Origin of the sequence: Mycobacterium sp., assembly GCF_050701515.1 — a bacterium.
Classification (GTDB): domain Bacteria; phylum Actinomycetota; class Actinomycetes; order Mycobacteriales; family Mycobacteriaceae; genus Mycobacterium.
This window is the reverse complement of the sequence record NZ_JBOGDB010000137.1, coordinates 116,050-138,693: the sequence shown is the minus strand read 5'-3', so window position 1 is coordinate 138,693 and position 22,644 is coordinate 116,050. Positions and strand designations below refer to the sequence as shown.

Sequence of the window (22,644 nt, the reverse complement as noted above, 5' to 3'; positions counted from 1 at the left end):
CTCAGCCCTTATCGACGATGTTCTCGACTCCGGCGATGCCGTCATCGGTGCCGATCACCACCAACAGGTCGCCGGCACGCAGGATCTCTTCGGGCCCGGGTGAGGCGAGGACTTCCTCGTCCCGGACGACTGCGACGATGGAGGCGCCGGTACGGGTGCGGGCCTTGGTGTCGCCGAGCGGTCGGTCCGCATACGGGCTGCCGGCTCGTATCTCCAACCGGCCGGCCCGAAGGCCGGGCACCTCGCGGGTGAGATCGGCGAAAGCCTCCGCGATTCGTGGGGCACCGAAGATCTGGGCCAGCGCCTCGGCCTCGTCCTCGATGAGCCGGAAGACCGGCCGCGCCTGGTCCGGATCGTCGCGCCTGTATAGCACGATCTCGAAGTCGCCGCTCCGGCGTGCGACGACGCCGATCCGGTCGCCCTGTGCAAGGTCGAACTCGTAACGCAGACCGACGCCGGGCAGCTTTACCTCAGTTACATCCATGCGCTCAATACTGCCGAATGCGCCACGTCGAAATAGCGCTATTTGGAAACGGCGATCGGCGCGGGAATGTCGGGCTGCACGGACTGCCGCGGCTCCCAGCCGGGCGGACCGAAGATGTAGCCGAGCCGGTCGCGCCAGCGGGTGGCCCTGCGGACGTCCCGGGCGATCGCGACATATTCGCGGGCCTGCAGCTTCCAGATGTTGTAGGTGTTGACCGGCTTGGTGAGCCCGTAGTGCGGACGGAACATCTCCGGCTGGAAGGTGCCGAACATGCGGTCCCACAGAATGAAAATGCCCGCGTAGTTCTTGTCCAGGTACTCCTGGTCCATGCCGTGGTGCACGCGATGGTGAGACGGGGTGTTGAAGACGAATTCGAAAGGCGCCCAGAGTTTGTCGATGCGCTCGGTGTGCACCCAGAACTGGTAGATCAGGTTGATCGAGAAGCTGGCGAACACCATCCACGGTGGAACGCCGAGCAACGGCAACGGAATCCAGATCAGGATCTCACCACTGTTGTTCCACTTCTGCCGCAGCGCGGTCGCGAAGTTGAAGTACTGGCTGGAGTGGTGCGCCTGGTGAGTGGCCCAGATCAGCCGCACCCGGTGCGCGATCCGGTGATAGGTGTAGAACAGCACGTCGACGCCGACAATGGCGATCACCCAGGTGTACCACCGGGTGGACGACAGATGCCAGGGCGCGAGGTAGGCGTAGATGGCGGCGTAGCCGAGCAGGGCCAGGAACTTCCACGCGCCCATGGTGGCAATGGAGACCAACCCCATCGAGATGCTGGCCCACGAGTCGGGGGTGCGGTAGCCGCCCGACGGCGGGCGGTGCTGACCTTCGACTTGTTCGAGCTTGCGCGCCGCGGTCCATTCGACGATCAGCAGCAACAAGAAGAACGGGATCGCGAACAACACCGGGTCGCGCATCTGCGGCGGCAGCACGTCCAAGAACGCACGAATCCCGTCCACAGCGACACCTCCGCGGCAAGTTTAACGATGCCCCGGCCTATCGGAAATTGAGCACCTGGCTGCCCCACGCGGCACGGATGTGCAGATCGATGTCGTGCACGATCCTGTCCTGCCTGTCGATGAGCAGGCACTCGCGGTCGGTCTCCTGATACGGCAGCCACTCCGGTTGGCCGGGAAGGCCAACGGGCTTTGCCTGGGTCGCGAAGTTCAACCATCGGGCCCGCATCCGTGCGGACACCAGGGCGCCGGTCTTCAACCCGCCGAGTCTGAAGGTTGGGTCCTTGGGACCCGCGACCAAATTGCCCCAGACGTAAGGCAATTCGGTGGCGTGGGCCGCTGCGATGCGCAGCAGCCGCAGCATTGGGGTGGCGAAGTCGAAGCGGTACAGGTATACCGGCGCGACGGTGCTGTGACCTTCGGCCAGCCACACCGAGGGCATCCGGAAACCGGCATCACGGGCAATGCCCATCCCGCGGGCCTTTCCCCGCAGCCCGGGGTAGGCCGCTCCGATCTGGTCCTCGGTCGGAAGAAGCACGCCCGGCTGTTCCGCGGCGAGCGCGGCGAACATCCTCTTGATCTCCTCTGGAGCTATCGGCATCAGCGGCGACTTCATCCACTTGAACAGCGCCGCCTCGTGCTTGTTGGTGCCGATGATCAGCGGAACCGGGTGCGATCGGCCTTCGCGTGCCATCTTGACGGGGTAATCGGGAACAATGTCGCCGTCGACGATCGGGGCGAACGCCAGGGTGCCCGGACTGCGGACCGGTACCTCGTAGAAGAGCTCCCTGGAGACCGCGACGATCGCATCCACCGGCACATCGGGCAATCGGTCGATCTCGGAGTCGTCGATACCGAGCCGACGAAGGATCTGCTCCGCGATGCGGCGGCCGCGGATGCCGTCGTAGACCGAGGTGGCTGGTGCGCTCTGGGCGATCGCAGCGGCGAACAGACCGTCGGCGGCCGGGCTGGTCAGCAGGCTGGTGATGATTCCCGCGCCGGCCGATTCGCCGAACAGCGTGACCCGGTTGGGATCGCCGCCGAATGCTGCGATGTTGTCGCGCACCCAGCGCAGCGCGGCCAGCACGTCGCGCAGTGCCGGATTGGAATCGAAACGGCGGCGGCCGCTGCTGAACGAGGACAGGTCGAGAAATCCGAGCGCGCCGAGCCGGTAGGTGACGGTCACCACCACCACATCGCCGCTGCCGGCCAATACCCGGCCGTCATAGAGCGGCTGATTCGCCGAACCAAGGATGTAGGCGCCGCCGTGCAACCACACCATGACCGGTTTCCCGTTGCCGGCGGCGGTATCCGACGACGCCCAAATATTCAGCGCGAGGCAGTCCTCGCCCTGGGGTGCGCCCAGGTCGATGGGGATCGACGGCTCTACCGGCTGCGGACAGACCGGCGCAAACTCCGTTGCGTCGGCGACCTGCCTCCACGGCTCGGGGGGTTCCGGCGCGCGCCACCGCCGGTTGCCGGTCGGCGCGGCGGCGTACCGAACACCCTTCCACGCCTGGACCAGCCCGTCGTCGACGCCCCGAACCGGGCCGTGGACCGTCTCGACGACGGGGTTACCGCCTGCCATGGGCATCGATGGTATCGGCGGGTAGCAACTTGGACCGGCAGACGCGGCGCTGTGAAGAGCGTGTGGTATAGATGGTGTATTAAATGTAACATCTCTACCAACGAGGATTGCCGCCATGAAAACCCTGCGTCACCGGATAATCGCCGATTTCGAGAAGGGCGCCGGCCGGCACGACGATCCGGATGTCTACGGCGGCCCGCCGGGCGATCCGGGATTGATCGGTCCGGGCAGCATGTCGTGGGAGATCAACGCCGACCTGGCCTCGGTGTCTCAGGCCGGGCTGCCCGCGATCGTGCTGGAGATCCTGCACCCGTCCGTCGTCGCGGGAGTCCAGGACATGTCGAACTATCGGGAGGATCCATTCCAGCGCGCCCGGGCCACCCTCGGCTACGTGCTGGCCACGACATTCGGCAACGCCGAAGCCGCCACCGCGGTGATCGAACGCGTCAAGCACATCCATTCGTTCGTCAACGGCACCCGTCCGGACGGCGTGGAATACCGCGCACTGGATCCGGAACTGATCGCCTGGGTGCACACCTGCATCCCGTGGATGATCCTGCGGGTGTTTGAAGAAACCAAACGGCCACTGTCCCAAAATGAAAAGGACCGCTATCTCACCGAACAGGCGGTGATTGGCCGAATGGGCGGCGCGGACTGGGTGCCGACCACCGCCGCCGAGCTCGGCGACTACGTCGAGACCATGCGGCCCCGGCTGTGCGTCAACGCCCAGACGCGGGAGTTCATCGATTTCCTGATGACGTCAGCGTTCTTCCCGGACCTGCCCGAGCGGCTCGATCGCCAGCTGCACCGGTTCGCGATATACGCAGGCATGAGCCGGGCGCCGCAATGGGCACAGGAACTCATCGGCTTCGACCGGCCACCAGCGGTGACGCGCGCATTGATGGGCCCGATGCTGCGTTTCGATGCCCAACGGCTGCGCTGGGCGTTCGGCACGCCGCGCTATCTGCAGCTGGCCCGGGATCGGGCGGCCGGAGTCGTGCGGCCCGAGGTCGCCGCGCTGTGATCGACGCACAGCTCATCGAGGTGGTCGGCGGCGCGGGCCGGGCCGGCCGGGTCGACGAGGCCGCAGACCGGACCAGCCAGCGCATCCTGGACGCCGCGGTGGCCGAAGCGGCAGCCGTTGGGCTGCAACGCATCACGGTCGAAGAAGTCGTTCGGCGGGCGGGCGTGTCGCGGATGACGGCCTACCGCCGTTACCCTCGCCGCGACGACCTGGTGGAGGCACTGGTGCGTCGTGAGACCCAGCGTTTTCTGGCCGCGGTCGCCGACGCCATCGACAGCGTCGAGGATCCGAATGAGGGTGTGGCCGAGGCGTTTATCGCCGCGGTGTCGTTCGCCCGCGAACATCCGATGCTGAGGCGGGCCGGACAGGCTTCATCTCTTCAGCCCGCGCCGATCGCCGAGTCCGTCGAGCTGCTGAATATGGGGTCGGCGTTCATCGCCAATTACATTCACGGCGAGGCACCCGGCGCGCCGTCGCAACCGGTGCGCTGGGTCGCCGACGTGTTCGCGCGGCTGTTCTTCACCTACATCTCGATGCCGCCCGGCGATCCCGATTTCGGTGACGACATCGAGCTGCGGCGGTTCGCACACCAGGTGCTCACCCCGATGGTGGAGCGCGTCGTCGGCTAGCTTGATAGCCGTGCGCACGTGGGTCCTGCTGGGCGCGGCCATCGTCGTCGAGGTTGCGGCCACGCTGTCTTTGCGGGCCTCCCAAGACCATTCGGCATGGCTGGCCGTCGTCATCGCCGGCTATCTCGGTTCATTCGCGCTGCTGACCATGGTGCTTCGCGCCGGTATGCCGATCGGTGTCGCCTATGGGGTCTGGGGCGCGCTGGGCACCGCGGGTACGGCGGTGCTGGCCGCGGTGATGTTCGGTGACCCGTTCACCTGGCCGATCGCCGCGGGCATCGGGTTGATCATCGCGGGAGTGCTGCTCATCGAGTTGGGATCGCACCAGGGCGAGAAGGCCACGCCGTGATGTGGCTCACGCTGGCCGGCGCCATCGGTTTCGAGGTGTTCGGGACCATGTCGCTGCGCGCGTCCGAGGGCTTCCGCAAGCGGGGATGGATCGCACCAATGGTGGCCGGCTACCTGGCGTCGTTCTACTTGCTGTGGACGTCGCTGTCACTGGGCATGCCGGTGGGCATCGCGTATGGCGTGTGGACCGCGTGCGGCGTGGCGCTGGTTGCGATCATGGCAAGGTTCCTGTTCCAAGAGCCGCTGACCTGGCTGATGGGCGTCGGGATCGCCCTCGTGGTGGCCGGTGTGCTGACTATCGAGATGACCGGCGCCGCGGGCTGAGCGCCCGCGCTAGCAGCATCACCGCCACACCCGCGACCGGCACGACGAGGAGTCCGACCCGCAGGCTCGTCGCGTCGGCGATCACCCCGATCACCGGCGGCGAGGACACGAACCCGACACGCATCAACCACGCCACCGCCGTCAGACCGGTGCCCGGCCGCAGTCCCGGCAGCTGATCGGCGCCGTGCATGGCGGCGGGGACCAGGGTTGCCACCCCGAATCCGGCGGCGGCGAAACCGGCGATCGTGCCCGGTACCCCGGGAAAAGCGAGCGCGGCCCCCATCCCCGCCGCCGCGATGAGCCCACCGGTGCGCGCCACCGCCCGCTCGCCGAACCGGTCCACCAGCCGGTCGCCGATCAGCCGCCCGATGAACTGGAAGACGACCATCGCGATATAACCGGACACCGCGATCGCGGCCGGCGCCCCGAGACTTTCGTGCAAATACAGTGTGGCCCAGGAGCTTCCGGCATCCTCGACCATGGCACCTGCGATCGCGATCAGCACCAGCGCCACCAGCGTCGAGTAGACACCGAATCCGGAGCGAAGGCCGCCCGGCGCGCGCGCCGACGGGTGATCGTCGTGGTCGGGACTGCGGAGCAGAAATGGATACGCGACGAGCACGACGACGCTGAACAACACCGCGGAGGTCGCCAGATGCGTTGTGCGCGGGACATGCAGCGCGATGGCCGCCGCGCCCATCGCGCCGCCGAGGATGGCGCCGACCGACCACACCGCGTGGAACGAATTGATGATCGAGCGCAAATAGTTTCGCTGCACCCGCAGGCCTTGTGCGTTCTGTGCGACGTCGGTGACGGCATCGGATGCGCCGGCAATGAATAGTGCGGCGCCCAGCGCAACCGCCGACGGCGCGAACGCCGCAACGAACATGAACACCGCGATGCCGATGGAGCCGACCACCGCGACTCGCGACGACCGGAAGCGCCGAATCAGCGCTGCGGCCGCCAATCCGGCGACCAGCGCGCCGCCGGAGAAGGCGGCGATCGCCACCCCGTAGACCGCGTTCGACAGCTGCAGGTCGGCCTTGATCTCGGGATAGCGGGGCAGCAGGTTGGCGAAGATCGCGCCGTTCGACAGAAACAGCGCCGCGACCGCGATCCTGGCCCGCCGGTTTCGTCCCGCGGCGCCGACGTGGTCGAGCCGCCCGAGCGCCATGAGCGGCACGATACCGACGACGCGGTGTGCCGCCCGGTGGCAGGCTGAGGCAATGTCGATGCACGCCGAGGCGACGACCGACGAACTGCTCGGACTGTTCCCGCCCGGGTCGACGCTGGACGGGAACGGCACCCTGATGGTCGGGGGGTGCCGGCTCGACGATGTGGCCGCGGAATTCGGCACACCGGCGATCGTCGTCGCCGAGGACGCGCTGCGGGACCGTGCCCGGGAGTATCTCGGCGCATTCCGCAGCCGATGGCCCCGCAGCGATCTCGCCTTCGCGTCAAAGTCTTTCCCGTGCACCGCGGTTCAGCGGGTGATGGTCGAAGAGGGTCTGCACCTGGATGTGGCCGGCGGCGGTGAGATCCTCACCGCGCTCAAGGCGGGCGCGGAGCCGGCCCGGCTGGTCCTGCACGGCAACGCCAAGACCGACGAGGAGCTCGTGCTCGCCCTCGCCAACGGAGTCGGCCTGGTCGTCGTCGACAACTTCGACGACATCGACCGGCTGGAGCGCATTGTGCCGCGCGGGCACCGGCAACCCTGCCTGGTCCGCGTCATCCCCGGCGTCGAGGCGGCCACCCACGCCTCACAGGCGACCGGGCACGCCGGCTCGAAGTTCGGGCTGCTGCCCGACGACGCGCGGCAGGCGATTGCGCGGATCGAGCGCAGTCCAAAGCTGCAACTCGACGGCGTGCACACCCATGTCGGGTCGCAGCTGCTCAACGTCGAGCAGCTGGCCGCCGCCGTCGAACCGATCGCCAAGCTGGGCACGTTCGAGGTCTACGACCTCGGCGGCGGCCTCGGCGTGCGCTACACCTACGACGAGCACCCGCCCAGCGTCGACGCATACGCCGAGGCGATGGTGACGCAGGCCCGCGAGCTGCTGCCGGACGGCAGCCGGATCATCATCGAGCCCGGCCGCAGCATGGTCGCCGCCAGCGCGTGCACGGCGTACCGCGTCACCACGATCAAACGCGGGGTGATCACCCACGTCGCGGTGGACGGCGGCATGGGCGACAACCTCGAGGTGTCGCTCACCGGCCAGCGGTTCGAGGCGACGATGGTCGACCGGGTCGGCGGCGGCGAGATGGTCAGTGTGGTCGGGCGGCACTGCGAATCCGGGGACCAGCTTGTCGACGGCGTCGCGCTGCGCGAGCCTGCGGTCGGTGACCTGCTGGCGGTGCCGGTCACCGGCGCGTACTGCTACACGATGTCCAACCAGTACAACGGCGCCCGTCGGGTTCCAGTGGTGTTCGCACGAAACGGCAAGGCATGCTTGGTGGTTCGCCGGGACAGCTGGGACGACCTGCTGATGCGCGACGTCGGTTGATGTCCCCCTCGCTCGCCGAGCTGGCGCGGCGCTACGGCGTCGCCACCGGATACCAAGACTGGACCGGCCGCCATGTCGACGTGCCCGAGACGACGTTGGTCGCCGTGCTGGCCGCGCTCGGCGTGCCCGCCGCCACCGAGGACGAGCGGGCGGCGGCGCTCGTCGCGCACGACCGGGATCACTGGTCACGCTCGTTGCCGCCGGCGATCGTGGCGCGGGCCGGCACCGAGTCGTCGTTCTGGGTGCACGTCACCCACGGCGACCCGGTGGGTCTGTGGATCCGGCTAGAAGACGGCAGCGTCCACACCGGTCTTCGGCAATTGGAAAACAACACTCCGCCATACGATCTCGACGGCCGCTTGGTCGGTGAGGCCAGCTTCGAGCTGCCCGACGACCTGCCGCTGGGCTACCACCGATTGCATCTACAGGTCGGCTCGTCCGACACCAGCACGCTGCTCATCGTCTCCCCCGCATCCCTGGACCTGCCGCCGCGGCTGGGCGCGCGCCGGGCCTGGGGCCTGGCCACCCAGCTCTACAGTGTGCGGTCGCAAAGATCCTGGGGCATAGGAGACTTGACCGATCTGGCCGACCTCGCAGTGTGGTCCGGCGCGCAACACGGGGCGGGATACATTCTGGTCAACCCGCTGCACGCGGCCGCCCCGACCGCCCCGATGGAGCCCTCGCCGTATCTGCCCACCTCGCGGCGCTTCGTCAATCCGCTCTATCTGCGCGTCGAGGCGATACCCGAGTTCGCCTATGTCCGCCACCGGGGCCGCATCCGGCGGGCGCGGGCCGAGGCGCAGATCCATGCCGACCGCGTCGACGAGATCGACCGGGACGCGGCGTGGACGGCCAAGCGTGCCGCCCTGGACAACGTTCACCGGGTCGAGCACTCCGCCGGGCGCGAGCTGGCATACGCCGCATACCGTGCCCAGCAGGGACCAAGCCTCGACGACTTCGCCGTCTGGTGTGCGCTTGCCGAGGAGTACGGGGCCGATTGGCACCAGTGGCCCGAGGAGTTCGCACACCCGGCGAATCCCGCCGTCGCGGACTTCGCCGCCGAGCACGCCGCCACCGTCGACTTTCACCGCTGGCTGCAATGGCAGCTCGACGACCAGCTCGCCGCGGCGCAGTCCGCCGCGGTCCGGGCCGGCATGCAGCTCGGCATCATGGCTGACCTGGCCGTCGGGGTGGACCCGAACGGGGCCGATGCGTGGGCGCTGCAGGACGTGCTCGCGCCGGGCGTCACCGCGGGCGCGCCACCCGACGAGTTCAACCAGCTCGGGCAGGACTGGTCGCAGCCGCCGTGGCGACCCGACCAGCTCGTCGAGCGGGCCTACGAGCCGTTCCGGGCCCTGGTCAATGCGGTGCTGCGGCACGCCGGCGGCGTCCGGATCGATCACATCATGGGGCTGTTCCGGCTCTGGTGGATCCCCAAGGGCGCGCCGCCGACCGCGGGCACCTATGTGCGCTACGACCACGAGGCGATGATCGGCATCGTCGCGCTGGAGGCCCACCGCGCCGAGGCGGTCGTGGTCGGCGAGGATCTGGGCACGGTGGAGCCGTGGGTGCGGGACTATTTGGCCGAGCGCGGGGTGCTCGGCACGTCGATTCTGTGGTTCGAGCTGGACCGCGACGGTGCCGGTGGCCCGCTCAAGGCACCCCGGTGGCGCAAGTACTGCCTGTCCTCGGTCACCACCCATGACCTGCCGCCGACCGCCGGCTACCTGGCCGGTGCACACGTGCGGCTGCGTGAGCGGCTGGGCCTGCTGACCCGGCCGGTCGAGGAGGAACTGGCCGCCGATCGTGCCGAGCAGGCGGCCTGGCTGGCGGAGTTGCGGCGGGTCGGCCTGCTGGGCGACGACCCGGATGTCGAACAGATCGTCCTCGCGCTGTACACCTACCTCGGCCGCACCCCGTCGCGGCTGCTCGGACTGTCGCTGGCCGATGCCGTCGGCGACCTGCGCACCCAGAATCAACCCGGCACCACCGACGAATACCCGAACTGGCGGATTCCGCTGAGCGGCCCCGACGGCCGCCGCCTGCTGCTCGAGGACGTGTTCACCGACCCGCGAGCGAACCGTCTCGCCGAGACCATGCGGTCCGAGGTTCAATCGTCACCGGTTTCACATTGATCACATCTGCGATATGTTCGCACCGCACCGAACCGAGGAGAGGTCCGTGAAAAAGCTCGTTGCGCTCGGAGCAGGCGCGGTCGCCACGACCTCGTTTGCCCTGGTCACTGCCGCCGTGGCCACCTCAGATCCGGACGACGTGAGCTCCTACAACGTGGTCGGTGAGCAATACACCAAGGCCGTCACGATTCTGAAGAACATGGGTTACAAGGCGAGTTTCGGTGGCTCATTCGGCAGCGACCTGCCGCAATCGCAATGCCTGGTGGACAGCCAAAAAGTCATCGAAAGCACGGATGCCAGCGGGCAGATGGCTCCCAAGATGGTGTTGATGCTGGATTGCACCCAGGAAGCGGCCGACCAGATCGCGGAATCGGGCCCTTCGGGCGGCCCGACCGTCGGCTCGAACGGCGTCACCACGGTGACCCCAACCCCGGTGGTACCGATTCAGGGCGCCCCCGGCGCAGGCACACCGCCGCCGCCGGCCTGAGGCCTACCGCTCGGCCAGACTTCGCAAGTTCTTCAGCGTCGCCGTCATGTTCCGCCCGACCTCGCGGGCGGCCACCCGGTCGGCGATAAACCCGAGCAGACTTCCCGCGGACTCGTAGGCCAACCGGAATGTCACCCTGGTACGGCCGTCGCCGGCGTCGCGCAACCGGAACCGACCGCGTTGCGACACCCCGGTGATGCCGATCCAGGCCAGTTCGCGGCCTTCGTCGAACTCCACCACCTCTATGACACCGCCTATCGGCACCGAGCCGATCTTCCAGTGCACGGTGTAGCGGGAGCCGACAGCGGCCGGGCCCGCGGTTATGGTCTCCCAGCGTTCCAGGCTCGTCACGAACTCCGGGTAGCAGTCCGGATTGCTGACGAATTTCCACACGGTGTCGCGATCCGCGTCGATCACCAAACGCCGCTCGACCCGCATCAGTGCCGTCGCTTCTTCGCGCAAGCGCTCATCAGCCGATCACCGGGAATCGACGTTCGGCGGCCAGCCGGTCCACACCGGCCTGCAGACTGCCCTCCACCTTGTCGTGCACGGCCTGATCGTCACCATCGACCTCGATCGGCTCCTGCACCTCGATCGTGATCTTGGCCGGCAGCGGGATGTGGCCGGCCAGGTCGCTGATGTTCAGCCCCCACGGCAGCGCCAGCGAGATCGGCACGCTCTTCAGCCGCAGCAGCTTGTCGACCCCGAGCAGTTTGGCCAGCCACTGCCCGCGATCCAGGAACAGGGCGGTCTCCTGGCCACCGACGCTGGCCACCGGGACGATCGGCACCCCGGCCTCCCGGGCCAGCCGCACATAGCCCTTGCGTCCGCCGAAGTCGACGATGTTGCGCTCCCACGACGGCCGGAACACCTCGTAGTCGCCGCCCGGGTACACCAGCAGCGCCCCCCCGGATTCGAGTGCCAGCCGGGCATTTTCGTGATTGGCCGCGACGGTGCCGAACTTGCGCAGCCAGCCCAGCGGCGGCGCCGAGACGACGAGATTGTGTGCCAACTGGTAGAACGGCCGCTCGACGCCGAAATAGGAGCAGAACGCCAGCGTGAAGACGAAGGTGTCCGGCGGGACGTTGCCGCCGCTGTGGTTGCCGACCAGCAGCACCGGCCCGTCGGCCGGAATGCGGTCGAGGCCGCGCACGTCGGCGCGGAAGTACAACGACGCCACCAGCCAGGTGCCGGGCAATTGGTCGCGGATGTAGTCCGGGTCGCGCTGATCGAGATCGGCCCTCGGCACCCGCGACACGACCTGCTCCCGGACCCAATTCAGAACATCACCCAAGCCCGCCATGCCGGTCATATTGACAGAGCCCAGCCATCTGAAACCTGCGTTCCCAGCTAATGGCCGTAGACTCACCCCTGCACACTCCGGGGAGGAGCTGCAATGTTGCGACCACGCCGTTTCGAGCACGAAGTCGATCCGGGGCCGGTTCAGATCCAGGCCCGCAAGGTGCACTTCGACGCCTCCGACATCGGTTTGCACTGGATCCCGGGCCATCCGGTCGCCTCCAATGTCATCAGCCTGCTCAATGTCGTCTTGCCCGCCGCCGAGCGCTGGTTCGTCGACACGTTCAACGAGGCCCTGCCGTTGGTGAAGGATCCCCAGCTGGCCGACGACATGCGCGGCTTCATCGGCCAGGAAGCCACCCACGCCGACGTCCACGAGCAGATGCTGCACGACTACATGGTCGTCAACGGCATTGATCCAAAGCCGATGCTCGACCAGATCGAGTACGTCTTCTCCAAGATGCTCGCGCCGACCACGTCCACCGACCCGAAGCGCCGGCTCAACCATCTCTGCGACCGGCTGTGGCTCATCGCCGCCATCGAGCACTACACCGCGGTGATGGGTGACTTCGCCCTGAACTGCGCGTGGGACGACCACAACGCCGACCCGACGTTGGTCGACCTGTTCCGCTGGCACGGCAGCGAGGAAGTCGAACACCGCATGGTCGCCCATGACGTCGCGGTCTACTTTCACGACAGCTACCTCGACCGGATCCGCGCCATGACGATGGCGGTGCTGGCGATCTTCGTGTTCTTCCAGCGCACGGCGTGGTTCCTGGTCAAGGCCGACCCCACCACCGACATCGGTTGGTGGCGATTCAATGGGCTGCGGATGCGGGACTCGAAGCTCGGCCTGCTGCCCAAGTACCGCAAGCTGTTCGGTTCCAATACGGCGATGTACTTCCGGCCCGGATTCTCGCCGGAGGAAATGGGTTCGACGGCGCAAGCGGTCGCTTACCTGGCCAGCTCGCCCGCGGCTCGCGCGGCCCACATTTGATGGGATTGCTCGACCGCTACCGCCAGACGCCGCCCAGTATTTACGGCCGTCTGCGCCATGATCTCGCGCTGGGCATGGCCGACACCGCCATCACAGGGCTGTGGGCGATCTCGGGTGCCATCAGGAAGATGAAGCCACCCCGGGAACCCGACCGCACCATTGCGTTGACCGTGGTGGACCGGCAGGTGGTCGCGCACGATCAGGACGTGGTGGCGCTGACGCTCGCCGCTGCCGACGGCCGACCGCTGCCGCGCTGGCACCCCGGCGCCCACCTCGACATCCACCTGCCCAGTGGCCGGTTGCGGCAGTACTCGCTGTGCGGGGACCCCGAGCGCGCCGACACCTATCGGATCGCCGTGCGCCGGATCGTCGATGGCGGCGGCGGATCCATCGAGGCTCACGACGGGTTGCCGATCGGCGCGGCGGTGACGACGCACGGCCCGCGCAACGCGTTCCCGTTGACCGTCCCCGGCTACGGGTCTCCGGCCCAGCGATTCCGGTTCATCGCCGGCGGCATCGGCATCACGCCCATCCTTCCGATGCTCGGTCTCGCGGAACGCCTCGGTGTCGACTGGTCGATGGTGTACGCCGGTCGAAGCCGCGACAGCCTGCCCTTCATCGACGAAGTCACGCGCTTCGGCGATCGCGTCGAGATCCGCACCGACGATGTCAGCGGCGTGCCGTCGGCGGCGGAACTGCTCGGTGACTGCCCGGACGGCACAACGGTGTACGCGTGCGGGCCGGCGCCGATGCTGACCGGGATCCGCGCGGACCTGGCCGGCCGCGACGATGTCGAGCTGCATTTCGAACGGTTCGCCGCGCCGCCGGTCGTCGACGGCCGGGAGTTCTCGGTGTCGATTGCGTCGACGGGCGACACGGTGCGGGTCGGCGCGGACGAGACTCTGCTGGCCGCCCTGCGGCGCGCCGGCGTTGCCGCGCCGTATTCATGCCAGCAGGGCTTCTGCGGCACCTGCCGGACGCGGGTGCTGTCCGGCAGCGTCGACCACCGCGACACGCTGCTGACCGACCCCGAGCGGGATAACCAGATGATGCTGGTCTGCATCTCGCGGGCGGCCAGCGGGGAGCATCTGAGGTTGGATCTGTAGCCGTCTGTACTATGCGCCCATGCCGTTGGCCGACGGCCAGACTTTCGCTGGCTACATCATCGTGCGACTCCTGGGCTCCGGGGGTATGGGCGAGGTATATCTGGCCGATCATCCACGCCTCCCCCGTCGCGACGCGCTGAAGGTGCTGCCTGCCGACGTGTCCGCCGACAGCGAGTACCGGCAGCGGTTCAACCGCGAGGCCGACCTCGCCGCCACGCTGTGGCATCCGCACATCGTCGGCGTGCACGACCGCGGCGACTTCGAGGGCCAGATCTGGATCTCGATGGATTACGTGGAAGGCACGGATGCCGCCGAGCTGCTGCGTGACCGCTACCCGAACGGGATGCCCAAACGCCAAGTACTCGAGATCGTCACCGCAGTCGCGGAGGCTCTTGACTACGCGCACCAACAGAATCTGCTGCACCGCGACGTGAAGCCGGCCAACATCATGTTGACCGACCCCGAGGTGGGCGAGCAACGAATTCTGCTGGGCGACTTCGGCATTGCTCGACGGGTCGACGATGCCAGCGGCCTCACCGCTACGAACATGACGGTCGGGACGGTCTTCTACGCCGCTCCCGAACAGCTGATGGGCGACGACCTGAACGGACGCGCAGACCAGTACGCGTTGGCCGCCACGGCATTTCACCTGCTGGCGGGCTCGCCGCCGTTTCAGCATTCCAATCCCACGGTGGTCATCAGCCAGCACCTCACCGCGTCACCCCCGGCCATCGCCGACCGGCGCCCGGAACTGTCGGCGCTCGATCCGGTGTTCGCCAAGGCGCTGGCCAAGGATCCCAAGGATCGGTTCGACCGGTGCGCAGACTTCGCACGCGCCCTGGGGCACCGGGTCGGGGTCGAGCCGGGACGCGACGCCGACCGCACCAATCTGGCGCTGCCCACATCGGCGCCGCCCCGCAATGCGGGTAGACACGAGGCGCCGGCACGGCATCTGCTGTCGCGGCTCGCCATCGTCATCATTGCAATCTTGGCGGTACTGCTGATCATCGCAATCACCGTGGTGGTGACCGAGTTCCGCCTCCTCGAGCGGCTGGGACTGGATCCGACCGATGAATCGCCGCGTCCGATCACGACGACGACGACGGCGGCCGCCGCACCAGTCGCGGTCATCGGGGCCAACTGCTCCCCGGTTGGCAACACGCGGACGACGGAGAACGGCGGCCAGACCCGGCGCGAATGCCGCGAAGACATCCGGGCCAGCAACGAAGCCGGCGGTTAGTCGCGCAGCCATGACCCTGACCGCAGCGGACCGGTTGGCGCTGACCGACCTTGTTCACCTCTATGCAGCCGCGGTCGATGACCGTCGGTTCGATGACGTGGTCGAGTTGTTCACCGACACAGCCGAATTGCGACTGCCCGACCCGCCGCGATCTCTCGAGCCCGTGCGCCACAACCGCGGCCGCGACGGCGTCCGCGCGGCGATGGCGGCGCTGGGCGGCATCGCCCGCACCGAACACTCCATCGTCGGCGAGGTGTACGCCGCGGGCACCGAAGCCGATTACGCGCTGGGTCGCATCACCTGCATCGCGCACCACTGGAGCATTGCCGATGGCGAAGTCACCGACCTGATCTGGCATCTGCGCTACGACGACGAATACCTGCATACCCGGTCGGGTTGGCGCATCCACGGGCGGGCGTTGACGATCAACGCTATCGAGACCCGCCCGGTGCGTCGGCTCCGACCGCACCCAGCAGGTGATCGAGAAGTGGCCGCTGGCCCTTCAGCAGCTTCGATCGCGCCTCAGCCACCGAGAACCAGCCCACGCGATCGATTTCCGGGTACTCCCTGACCTTTCCCGATCCCTTCGGCCACTCCAGCTCGAAGGTGTTGCTGACCGTGCCCTCCAGGTCGAGGTCCCCTCGAACGGCGAAGGCGGTGACGATCTTTCCGCTCGGCTGCTTCAACGGCGGAAGATCAATGCGGGGGCCATCCGGCGGCGGCTTGCCCAGCTCCTCTTCGAACTCGCGCCGGGCGGCCGCCCACGGGTCCTCGCCGTCGGTGTACTCGCCCTTCGGGATCGACCACGCGCCGTCGTCCTTCTTCGCCCAGAACGGACCGCCCGGATGCCCGATCAGCACTTCGACGGCGCCGTTGTTGACCCGGTAGAGCAAGAAACCCGCGCTCAGTTTGGGCATTGCGGATGAGCCTAGCCAAATTCTGGCGTGTCCGACGTTCTGACCCTTAGGGTGTTCAGCTGTGCCTCATATTGATCGCCGCAACATGATGATGATGACCGGGATCGCCGCGCTTTCAGCCGCGGTCCCCCTACCGAAGGCCGGGGCGGAGCCTCTCCCACCGGCGGAACCGGCGCCGATGCCGCCAGGAGCCGCTCCGGTGAACTATCTCTTCGCCGACGACTTCGACGGCCCGGCCGGTGCACCACCCGACTACTCGAAGTGGGCGGTGATCGCCTACAACGAGCCGGTCACCCCGCCGATCCTGGGCCTGTTCCGCGACGATCGCCGCAACGTGTTCCTCGACGGCAATGGCAATCTCGTCCTGCGCGCCACACAGGAGGGCTCTACGTACTTCAGCGGCCGGGTCGAAAGCACCATGAAGATCGGCATCGGGCACACCTGGGAAGCCCGGATGAAACTCAACTGCCTGGTTCCCGGTTGCTGGCCGGCGTTCTGGTTGGTGAACCGGGAGCCCACGCCGGACGGCAGGGGGCCGCTGCCGGACGGCGAAGTCGACATCGTCGAGTGGTACGGCAACGGCAAATGGGCGCCCGGAACCTCGGTCCACGCGCGATCCGACGGGAAAACCTGGAAGGAGAACAGGTGGCCGGTCGACGCGGAATGGCACACGTACCGGGTCCAATGGGATGACACCGGATTCCGCTTCTGGCGGGACGTCATGGACGGCCCGCCGTATTTCACGGTTCCCGCCGAACCCATCGACGGGGTGTGGCCGTTCAACGCTCCCGGCTACCTGCTGTATACGCTCTTCAACCTCGCGGTCGGCGGCCCCGGTGGCGGCGATCCCGCCTTCAACATGTTCCAGCCCCCGGAGATGCTCATCGACTACGTACGGGTCTGGTAATACGCTCAGCACGTGAGGTCCGCGAGCATGCACCGGCTGGCGGCAACCGCGGCCAGCGCCCTGCTCGTGGGGCTCCTCTTGGCCCCGCCGGCTCACGCCGCGCCGAGCTATGGCAGCAACGGCGTCTTCGGCGTCGGCACCGAGCCGAGGGACGGCTGGGCGACCGCATACATTCCGCCGGGACGGTACCGAGTCGACCAGTCACCCAGCATGTACCCGTACCTCAGTCCGCCCGGCTTCTGGCTGCGGTGCAACAACTTCCCGTGCGCCCCAAACCATCCCAACCACATCATCGCCACCGGGTCCGCGATTCGGGACGTCAGCACATTCATGGACATCCTGCCCACCGACACCGCCGTGTCGCTGCACCACGTCACCCTGACGATGGTCGGCTGACGCATGGACTTCCAACCCCGCTGGCGCCTCGACCTCGGCGACGACGCCACGATCACCTTCGACCGCAATTCGCAGACCATCGCCCAGATCAGGACGGGCGAAAGCTGCTGCCTCGGCGACTACGACTCGTTCGCAGTCGAAGAACCGCGGTACCTGTTCGTCACCAGCAGCCACGCACCTCCCATCGGCAAGTGGTACGTCACCGGCGACGAGTAACCGCAGTCGTCAGTCCGGTTTCGGCATCGGAATGCCCTCGCTGGCGGCGAACTGCGCGTCCTCCTTGCTCGACAGCCCGATCGAGACGACGGATCGGTCGAAGAACACGTCGGTCAGATACGCCAGCGACACCGCCCAGCGGTTGGCTCGGCGCGGGATGGCGTGCAGGTGGTATATGCGGGTCACGAACTTCGCGACGTAGCCGGATAGCTGCACGTTGACTGGGTTGGCGACGGCGTAGTGCGGCCCGAGGTCAACGACCAATCCCATGTTGCGATGCCGGTAGCCCTTCGGCTTCCCGTAGCCGAGGCTGGCGGCGACGTTGCGCGCCAATATCTTTCCCTGCCTGGTCGCATGCTGTGCGGTCGGCGGCGTGATCTTCCCGGGTTGCGTCAGGTCGGGCACCGCCGCGGCGTCACCGGCGGCGAACACGTCGGGGTGCCCCGGCACCTGCAGCTCGGCCTCCACCTTCAGCCGGCCGCTCTCCGTCGGCAATCCCAGCTTCTCGATCAGCGGGGCGCCGGTCACGCCGGTGACCCAGGCGACGGTATGTGTATCGATCCGCGAATCATCGCTGAGCACAACATGATCGGAGTGCACTTCCTTCAGCGTTGTCCCAAGACGAATGTCGATGCCGCGGTCGCGGAGCACTCGCATAACGGCGTCGCCGAGCTTCTCCCCCACCTCCGGCATCACCTGTTCGGCCAGGTCCAGCAGCACGAACTTGACCTCTGCCGGATCGAACCCCATCTGCTCTGCGGCGGAGTCCGCCAGCGCGCGCAGCTGCGCGACCAGCTCGGTGCCCGAGTACGAGGCGCCGACCACGACGATCGTCCGGCGGGCCTGCTCGCGGGCTTCGTCGTCGTCGATGTTGGCCAGTTCCAGCTGCTCGAGCACGTGGTCGCGGAGATACAGCGCCTCGGCCGTCGATTTCAGGCCCCGCGCGTGGGTCGCTAATCCGGGGATGTCGAACAGCCGCGTGACCGAACCCGGCGTCAATACCAAACGGTCCCAGGACAGGGTGCGCGATCGGTGTTCGGGGTCGGTGAAAGTCACTGTGCGCTGGTCGAAGTCGACGCCATCGACCCGGCCCCGCACGGTGCGCACCCCTTTCAGCGTGTTCGCCAACGGGATCGTGACGAACCGGGCGTCCACCAGACCGCCGGCGACATCGGGCAGCAGCGGCGTGTAGAGCATGTAGTCGACCGGCGAAATGATAGAGATGTCGACCGATGCATTCTTCTTCCGCAGCTGGCGGGCGAGACGGCGAGCACATTCGAAGCCGGTGAAGCCGCTGCCGACGATTACGACGGACGTCATCGGCCCCACAGTACGACGCGCGTGCCAGGTGTCTCGACCCGCCCGGATCGGCAATGCGAGGATGCTCAGTGTCATGACGCGCTCCGGACCGCTCCGCCGATGGGATCCGTTCCGGCCCCTCGACATGCTGGCGTCGCTGTGGTCCATGGCGGCCGTCGCACCGGTGAGCAGCGGGGCAGCGGTCGCATACCGGACGTTGTTCATGACGCTTCGCCGACTGGTCGTCGGACGCCAGCTGGCCGTCAAGCTCGATGAAGGCGATATCACGCTGACCATCACCGAGTTCGATTCCCGGCTGGACGGCCGCGGACTGTCCGGCGGCCAACTCAACGATGTTCGCCTCGCGGCGCGCGATATCAGCTGGGAAGGCAACAGATTGGACCGTGCCACCGCCGTGCTGCACAACGTTCAGCTGCGGCCGGCCGCGCCCCCGGTGCTGGTGGCGGCGCCCGTCGACCTGTCACTGGAGTTGCCCACCGAGGTCCTCGACGACCTGTTCCGGCTTGCCGCGCCGCGGCTGGCCGGTGAAATCGGGCCGGACGGCGTTGCCCGGCTGCGTTTGGCCCGCCGCCCGACCCTGGGTCATCTCGAGGTCGATGCCAGCCTGGACGGGTCGGCGCTGTCCCTCAAACCGCGTGGCTTGGTGCTACGCAGAAAGCGCTGGAGCCTGCCGCAGCGCACGCCGGCGTACCGCGTGCACATCCCGGAGCTGCCGCACGGGCTGCAGCTGACCGACATCGGCTTCGCGCCCGACCTGCTGTGCCTGTCGGGCACCCTGCCCGAATGGCGGATCGACGTGCCGCGCCGGCGCCTGGAGGACGTCGTCAACCAGCTGAGCGTGGTGGGCCGACCACTCAACCTGACCAAGCTGGGCCGCGGCTAGCCGTGATCATGGCTGACGGCCTTTACACCCGCTATGTCGCCATCGGTGACAGCCAGAGCGAGGGACTTTGGGACGGAGACGATTCCGCCGGAGTTCTCGGATTCGCCGACCGGCTCGCCGCGATGCTTGACTCCCGCCATCCGGGCCTGCTGTACGCCAATCTCGCCGTTCGTGGTCGCCGGATGCGGGATGTGCTCAACGACCAACTGCCACAAGCGCTGTCGATGCGGCCGGACCTGATCACCGTGTGCATCGGGATGAACGACGTGACCCGGCCGGGACGGTTCTTCGACCGCGCTCTCGCGGATCTGGACATCGTGCACGAGCGGCTCGCCCGATCCGGGGCAACGGTCGTGACCACGATGTTTCCCGACGTCGCTCAGATCCTGCCGGCCGGCCGGTTCATCGCGTCGCGGATGCTGCGCATCAACGAAGCAATCGCCGCGGCCGCCGACCGCTACGGCTTCAGGCTCGTCGACCTGTACCACGCCGCTTCGATGACCCAGCCGGACTCCTGGAGCGAAGACCGCGTGCACGGCTCCACCAAGGGCCACATTCTGTTCGCCGCCGCGGCCGCCGAAGCCTTGAATCTGCCGGCGAGCAGCCATGATTGGGCCCACGCCGATCCTGCGGCATCGCTGCCGTCGTTCAGGTCGCGCGCGAACTCACAATGGCTGTGGACCAAGAACATGTTCGCGCCATGGCTGTGGCGCGAGCTTCGCGGCCGATCCAGCGGTGACGATCGAGGGCCGAAACGCCCGCGGCTGGAAGGCCTGCGTCGTTAGAAGCCGAGGGTGACTTCTCCGGCGGCTGGATGCCGCCGGCTTCTTCTCACGCGGCTTGGGCGTGAAGGGCCAGTCCAGCCCGTAAGATGTTGCGTGCGGCATGTTCGTCTGCCGGTGCGCGATGACCGCAGCGTTGGCACACGAATTCCGCTTGCGTGACGCGATTGTCGGCGGCCGCATAGCCACATTTCTCGCAGCCGTCCGAGGTGTGCCGGGGTTCGACCTCAATCCAGGTGCGCCCAGCATCTTCCGCTTTGGCGCGCAGAGTCGAGACGAACTGGCCCCAGCCAGCGTCACTGATACTCCTATTGAGCCCGGACTTCGCCCGGGCGCCGTTGGGCAGAAACCGCCCTGGGTTGTCGGGGTCGGGCACGGGTTTGGCCCGGCGCAGCATGTTGGCGATCTGTAGATCCTCCACCACCAGCAAGTCATAACGCTCAACGAGCGTGCGGGCCTGTTTGTGGTGAAAGTCTTTGCGCTGGTTGGCGACCTTGCGATGGCGGGCCGCGACCGTCTCCCGTCGGCGGATACGACTCTTCGAACGGCGCTGGACGCGGGCCAATCGCTGCTGCGCCGCAGCCAGCCGGTCCGCAGCGGCACGGCCCCAACGGGGATTGTCCACACCAGTCCCATCGCTGAGGGTGGCGTAGCGGACAACGCCGACGTCGATACCGGCCTGCCGGCCGGTCGCCGGTAGCGGATTGGCCGGCACGTCATCACAAGAGAGCACCAGCATCCAGCGCCGTCCCTGGCGTTTGATCTGGATCGTCTTCACCCGACCCTGCACTTGGCGGTGCACGTGTACCTTGACCCGGCCGATGCCCTGCAGATACACCCGGTTGGTCTCGGGCAGCCACCGGGCGCCGTCACCGTCTTTGGGCCACTCCACACTGTCAAACCGGGCCGCACCCTTAAACCGCGGATACCCCGGCGTCTGCCCCGCTTTCACCCGGCGAAAGAACCCGGCGAACGCTTTGTTCAAGCGGCGCAGCGTGGCCTGCTGAGACGAAAACGACCACACCGCCACATCCGGGCGTACCGACCGGATCTCGGTCAGCTGCCCCGACTGGTCCCCGTAGTTCACCCGGGTCTTGCTGTGCGACCAGGCATCCCGGCGTTCCTGCAACGCCGCGTTGTACAGCTCGCGGTGGGCTTCCACACACGCCGCCAACGCGATGTGCTGGCGCGCAGTCGGGCGCAGCCGAAACACATACGCCCGCTTCACGACGCCATCACCGCGTCCCATCGTTGCTCGAGGTAGCGGCGCATCGTCGACTCAGAAACGTAGCCGACCGAGGCGGCGAAATACGGCGGCGACCACAACACATTCGCGAATCGGCGCAGCTGCGCGAACTCGTGGCGCACCACTGGTGCGGTGCGCCCCCTGAACGCCCGCACTACCTGCGCTGGTGCGTCAGTTGGACCGACCCGCACAAACAACCCCTGGTGATCGGGCATGACTTCCTTGGCCACAGTCTGCCAGCCGCGCTCAGCGGCGATCAGCTCCAACAGCTGTCCGCAGCGCGCCGCAGCCCGCCCGCCCAGAATCCGCCGCCGATACTTTGGACACCACAGCACATGCAGCCCCAGCCACGACACACCTCCCGGCGTGCGACGAAACCAGCGCTCTGACACACCCGCACCTTACGAAGCGGGACCGACAACACGAACCATCCACGCTGTCCACCAGCACCCAGCAATTAGAAGCCGAGTATGGAAAGCGGAATCGGTGACTCGCCGGTGCCGATCGAGGACACCATCGCCGGGCAGAAGATCGATATCGCAATACCGGTGAACAGATTCGCACCCCCGAGCGACATGCCCGTCGCGTCTGCGACCGTCGCGGCGACGTCGGCGGTGTTCTGACCAGGCTCCGACAACATCGGGCAGATGGACTGGCCGACCGCGACTGCATTGGCCGGATCGGCGGTGCCGACGCCGGCGTTGGTTATCGCGGCGAGAAAGGCGTCGGTGGTCGGGTCGGCCTGCGCCGGCGCTGCCAGCGCCAAGGCGGCGGTGGTCAGGCCGGCGAACACCGCCAGCACGCGAACGGGCACGGTGGGTCTGCGCGGCATCGCAGCATCGTA

26 protein-coding genes and 1 pseudogene are annotated in these 22,644 nt (G+C 67.5%); 16 read left to right on the top strand and 11 right to left on the bottom strand.

Annotation, left to right across the window (positions count from 1 at the left end; translation table 11 throughout):
- Nucleotide 1 precedes the first annotated feature (1 nt).
- From ACRDU5_RS11985 to ACRDU5_RS11975, 3 genes are all read right to left on the bottom strand, one after another.
- Nucleotides 2-484, bottom strand: coding sequence for a cation:proton antiporter regulatory subunit (locus tag ACRDU5_RS11985; protein ID WP_526614733.1), 483 nt, complete (start codon nucleotides 482-484; stop codon nucleotides 2-4).
- Between the two features lie 38 nt (nucleotides 485-522).
- Nucleotides 523-1,413: a sterol desaturase family protein gene (locus ACRDU5_RS11980; RefSeq protein ID WP_526614758.1), complete on the bottom strand. Its 891-nt coding sequence runs from the start codon at nucleotides 1,411-1,413 to the stop codon at nucleotides 523-525.
- A 79-nt stretch (nucleotides 1,414-1,492) separates the two neighbouring features.
- On the bottom strand, nucleotides 1,493-3,040 hold the full coding sequence (locus ACRDU5_RS11975) for a carboxylesterase/lipase family protein (protein ID WP_526614732.1): 1,548 nt from the start codon (nucleotides 3,038-3,040) through the stop codon (nucleotides 1,493-1,495).
- Nucleotides 3,041-3,155: 115 nt separating this feature from the next.
- Here ACRDU5_RS11975 and ACRDU5_RS11970 point away from each other — a divergent pair, with 115 nt between their 5' ends.
- Genes ACRDU5_RS11970 through ACRDU5_RS11955 form a run of 4 tightly spaced genes read left to right on the top strand, consistent with a single transcriptional unit; the run spans nucleotide 3,156 to nucleotide 5,365 of the window.
- Complete coding sequence (locus ACRDU5_RS11970; protein WP_526614731.1) at nucleotides 3,156-4,064, top strand: oxygenase MpaB family protein; 909 nt, start codon at nucleotides 3,156-3,158, stop codon at nucleotides 4,062-4,064.
- Nucleotides 4,061-4,693 carry a TetR/AcrR family transcriptional regulator gene (locus ACRDU5_RS11965; RefSeq protein WP_526614730.1) on the top strand — a complete coding sequence of 211 codons (633 nt, stop codon included), beginning with the start codon at nucleotides 4,061-4,063 and terminating at the stop codon, nucleotides 4,691-4,693. The genes ACRDU5_RS11970 and ACRDU5_RS11965 overlap by 4 nt, the downstream gene beginning before the upstream one ends.
- Before the next feature lie 10 nt (nucleotides 4,694-4,703).
- Nucleotides 4,704-5,042, top strand: coding sequence for a DMT family transporter (locus ACRDU5_RS11960; RefSeq protein ID WP_526614729.1), 339 nt, complete (start codon nucleotides 4,704-4,706; stop codon nucleotides 5,040-5,042).
- The gene (locus ACRDU5_RS11955) at nucleotides 5,042-5,365 is read left to right on the top strand and encodes a DMT family transporter (RefSeq protein ID WP_526614756.1); all 324 of its coding nucleotides are present in this window, start codon (nucleotides 5,042-5,044) and stop codon (nucleotides 5,363-5,365) included. The genes ACRDU5_RS11960 and ACRDU5_RS11955 overlap by 1 nt, the downstream gene beginning before the upstream one ends.
- Here the strand turns inward: ACRDU5_RS11955 and ACRDU5_RS11950 are convergent.
- Nucleotides 5,337-6,539 (bottom strand): MFS transporter, encoded by a 1,203-nt coding sequence (locus ACRDU5_RS11950; RefSeq protein ID WP_526614728.1) that lies wholly within the window; start codon nucleotides 6,537-6,539, stop codon nucleotides 5,337-5,339. The genes ACRDU5_RS11955 and ACRDU5_RS11950 overlap by 29 nt on opposite strands.
- A 52-nt stretch (nucleotides 6,540-6,591) precedes the next feature.
- Between ACRDU5_RS11950 and lysA the strand changes: the two genes are divergently transcribed.
- From lysA to ACRDU5_RS11935, 3 genes are read left to right on the top strand one after another with little or no spacing between them, the layout of a single operon-like run.
- On the top strand, nucleotides 6,592-7,869 hold the full coding sequence (gene lysA, locus ACRDU5_RS11945) for a diaminopimelate decarboxylase (RefSeq protein ID WP_526614727.1): 1,278 nt from the start codon (nucleotides 6,592-6,594) through the stop codon (nucleotides 7,867-7,869).
- Complete coding sequence (gene malQ / locus ACRDU5_RS11940) at nucleotides 7,869-10,004, top strand: 4-alpha-glucanotransferase (protein ID WP_526614726.1); 2,136 nt, start codon at nucleotides 7,869-7,871, stop codon at nucleotides 10,002-10,004. Before lysA ends, malQ begins: the two co-directional genes overlap by 1 nt.
- 46 nt (nucleotides 10,005-10,050) lie before the next feature.
- Nucleotides 10,051-10,491: a hypothetical protein gene (locus ACRDU5_RS11935; protein WP_526614725.1), complete on the top strand. Its 441-nt coding sequence runs from the start codon at nucleotides 10,051-10,053 to the stop codon at nucleotides 10,489-10,491.
- Nucleotides 10,492-10,494: 3 nt separating this feature from the next.
- On the opposite strand, the gene ACRDU5_RS11930 is transcribed toward ACRDU5_RS11935, so the two are convergent.
- Together ACRDU5_RS11930 and ACRDU5_RS11925 are read right to left on the bottom strand one after the other, a co-directional pair.
- On the bottom strand, nucleotides 10,495-10,929 hold the full coding sequence (locus ACRDU5_RS11930; protein ID WP_526614755.1) for an SRPBCC family protein: 435 nt from the start codon (nucleotides 10,927-10,929) through the stop codon (nucleotides 10,495-10,497).
- 31 nt (nucleotides 10,930-10,960) lie between these two features.
- Complete coding sequence (locus tag ACRDU5_RS11925; RefSeq protein WP_526614723.1) at nucleotides 10,961-11,794, bottom strand: lysophospholipid acyltransferase family protein; 834 nt, start codon at nucleotides 11,792-11,794, stop codon at nucleotides 10,961-10,963.
- Between the two features lie 93 nt (nucleotides 11,795-11,887).
- On the opposite strand from ACRDU5_RS11925, the gene ACRDU5_RS11920 reads away from it, so the two are divergent.
- The 4 genes and pseudogenes from ACRDU5_RS11920 to ACRDU5_RS11905 form a co-directional block, all read left to right on the top strand.
- On the top strand, nucleotides 11,888-12,787 hold the full coding sequence (locus ACRDU5_RS11920) for a metal-dependent hydrolase (protein ID WP_526614722.1): 900 nt from the start codon (nucleotides 11,888-11,890) through the stop codon (nucleotides 12,785-12,787).
- Nucleotides 12,787-13,893 carry a PDR/VanB family oxidoreductase gene (locus tag ACRDU5_RS11915; RefSeq protein WP_526614720.1) on the top strand — a complete coding sequence of 369 codons (1,107 nt, stop codon included), beginning with the start codon at nucleotides 12,787-12,789 and terminating at the stop codon, nucleotides 13,891-13,893. The genes ACRDU5_RS11920 and ACRDU5_RS11915 overlap by 1 nt, the downstream gene beginning before the upstream one ends.
- A gap of 19 nt (nucleotides 13,894-13,912) precedes the next feature.
- The gene (locus ACRDU5_RS11910) at nucleotides 13,913-15,133 is read left to right on the top strand and encodes a serine/threonine-protein kinase (RefSeq protein WP_526614718.1); all 1,221 of its coding nucleotides are present in this window, start codon (nucleotides 13,913-13,915) and stop codon (nucleotides 15,131-15,133) included.
- Between the two features lie 10 nt (nucleotides 15,134-15,143).
- Nucleotides 15,144-15,536, top strand: a pseudogene (locus ACRDU5_RS11905) (nuclear transport factor 2 family protein); the annotation flags it as partial.
- Nucleotides 15,537-15,564: 28 nt separating this feature from the next.
- Here the strand turns inward: ACRDU5_RS11905 and ACRDU5_RS11900 are convergent.
- Nucleotides 15,565-16,050: an NUDIX hydrolase gene (locus ACRDU5_RS11900; protein WP_526614717.1), complete on the bottom strand. Its 486-nt coding sequence runs from the start codon at nucleotides 16,048-16,050 to the stop codon at nucleotides 15,565-15,567.
- Nucleotides 16,051-16,111: 61 nt separating this feature from the next.
- On the opposite strand from ACRDU5_RS11900, the gene ACRDU5_RS11895 reads away from it, so the two are divergent.
- The 3 genes from ACRDU5_RS11895 to ACRDU5_RS11885 are packed head-to-tail and all read left to right on the top strand — an operon-like array spanning nucleotide 16,112 to nucleotide 17,569.
- Nucleotides 16,112-16,957: a glycoside hydrolase family 16 protein gene (locus ACRDU5_RS11895; RefSeq protein ID WP_526614716.1), complete on the top strand. Its 846-nt coding sequence runs from the start codon at nucleotides 16,112-16,114 to the stop codon at nucleotides 16,955-16,957.
- Between the two features lie 27 nt (nucleotides 16,958-16,984).
- The gene (locus ACRDU5_RS11890; RefSeq protein ID WP_526614753.1) at nucleotides 16,985-17,353 is read left to right on the top strand and encodes a hypothetical protein; all 369 of its coding nucleotides are present in this window, start codon (nucleotides 16,985-16,987) and stop codon (nucleotides 17,351-17,353) included.
- Between the two features lie 3 nt (nucleotides 17,354-17,356).
- A complete protein-coding gene (locus ACRDU5_RS11885) occupies nucleotides 17,357-17,569 on the top strand; it encodes a hypothetical protein (RefSeq protein WP_526614715.1) in 213 nt (70 codons plus the stop codon).
- Between the two features lie 9 nt (nucleotides 17,570-17,578).
- Here ACRDU5_RS11885 and ACRDU5_RS11880 read toward each other — a convergent pair whose 3' ends face one another.
- On the bottom strand, nucleotides 17,579-18,889 hold the full coding sequence (locus tag ACRDU5_RS11880; RefSeq protein WP_526614714.1) for an NAD(P)/FAD-dependent oxidoreductase: 1,311 nt from the start codon (nucleotides 18,887-18,889) through the stop codon (nucleotides 17,579-17,581).
- 73 nt (nucleotides 18,890-18,962) lie between these two features.
- Between ACRDU5_RS11880 and ACRDU5_RS11875 the strand changes: the two genes are divergently transcribed.
- Both ACRDU5_RS11875 and ACRDU5_RS11870 read left to right on the top strand, forming a co-directional pair.
- Nucleotides 18,963-19,772, top strand: coding sequence for a hypothetical protein (locus ACRDU5_RS11875; protein ID WP_526614713.1), 810 nt, complete (start codon nucleotides 18,963-18,965; stop codon nucleotides 19,770-19,772).
- An 8-nt stretch (nucleotides 19,773-19,780) separates the two neighbouring features.
- Nucleotides 19,781-20,557 carry an SGNH/GDSL hydrolase family protein gene (locus ACRDU5_RS11870; RefSeq protein ID WP_526614712.1) on the top strand — a complete coding sequence of 259 codons (777 nt, stop codon included), beginning with the start codon at nucleotides 19,781-19,783 and terminating at the stop codon, nucleotides 20,555-20,557.
- A 46-nt stretch (nucleotides 20,558-20,603) separates the two neighbouring features.
- Here ACRDU5_RS11870 and ACRDU5_RS11865 read toward each other — a convergent pair whose 3' ends face one another.
- From ACRDU5_RS11865 to ACRDU5_RS11855, 3 genes are all read right to left on the bottom strand, one after another.
- Nucleotides 20,604-21,782 carry a transposase gene (locus ACRDU5_RS11865; protein WP_526614711.1) on the bottom strand — a complete coding sequence of 393 codons (1,179 nt, stop codon included), beginning with the start codon at nucleotides 21,780-21,782 and terminating at the stop codon, nucleotides 20,604-20,606.
- Entirely contained in the window at nucleotides 21,779-22,192 is a 414-nt protein-coding gene (tnpA, locus tag ACRDU5_RS11860; protein WP_526614710.1) for an IS200/IS605 family transposase, read from the bottom strand. Before tnpA ends, ACRDU5_RS11865 begins: the two co-directional genes overlap by 4 nt.
- A 65-nt stretch (nucleotides 22,193-22,257) precedes the next feature.
- The gene (locus ACRDU5_RS11855) at nucleotides 22,258-22,632 is read right to left on the bottom strand and encodes a DUF732 domain-containing protein (RefSeq protein WP_526614709.1); all 375 of its coding nucleotides are present in this window, start codon (nucleotides 22,630-22,632) and stop codon (nucleotides 22,258-22,260) included.
- Nucleotides 22,633-22,644 lie beyond the last annotated feature (12 nt).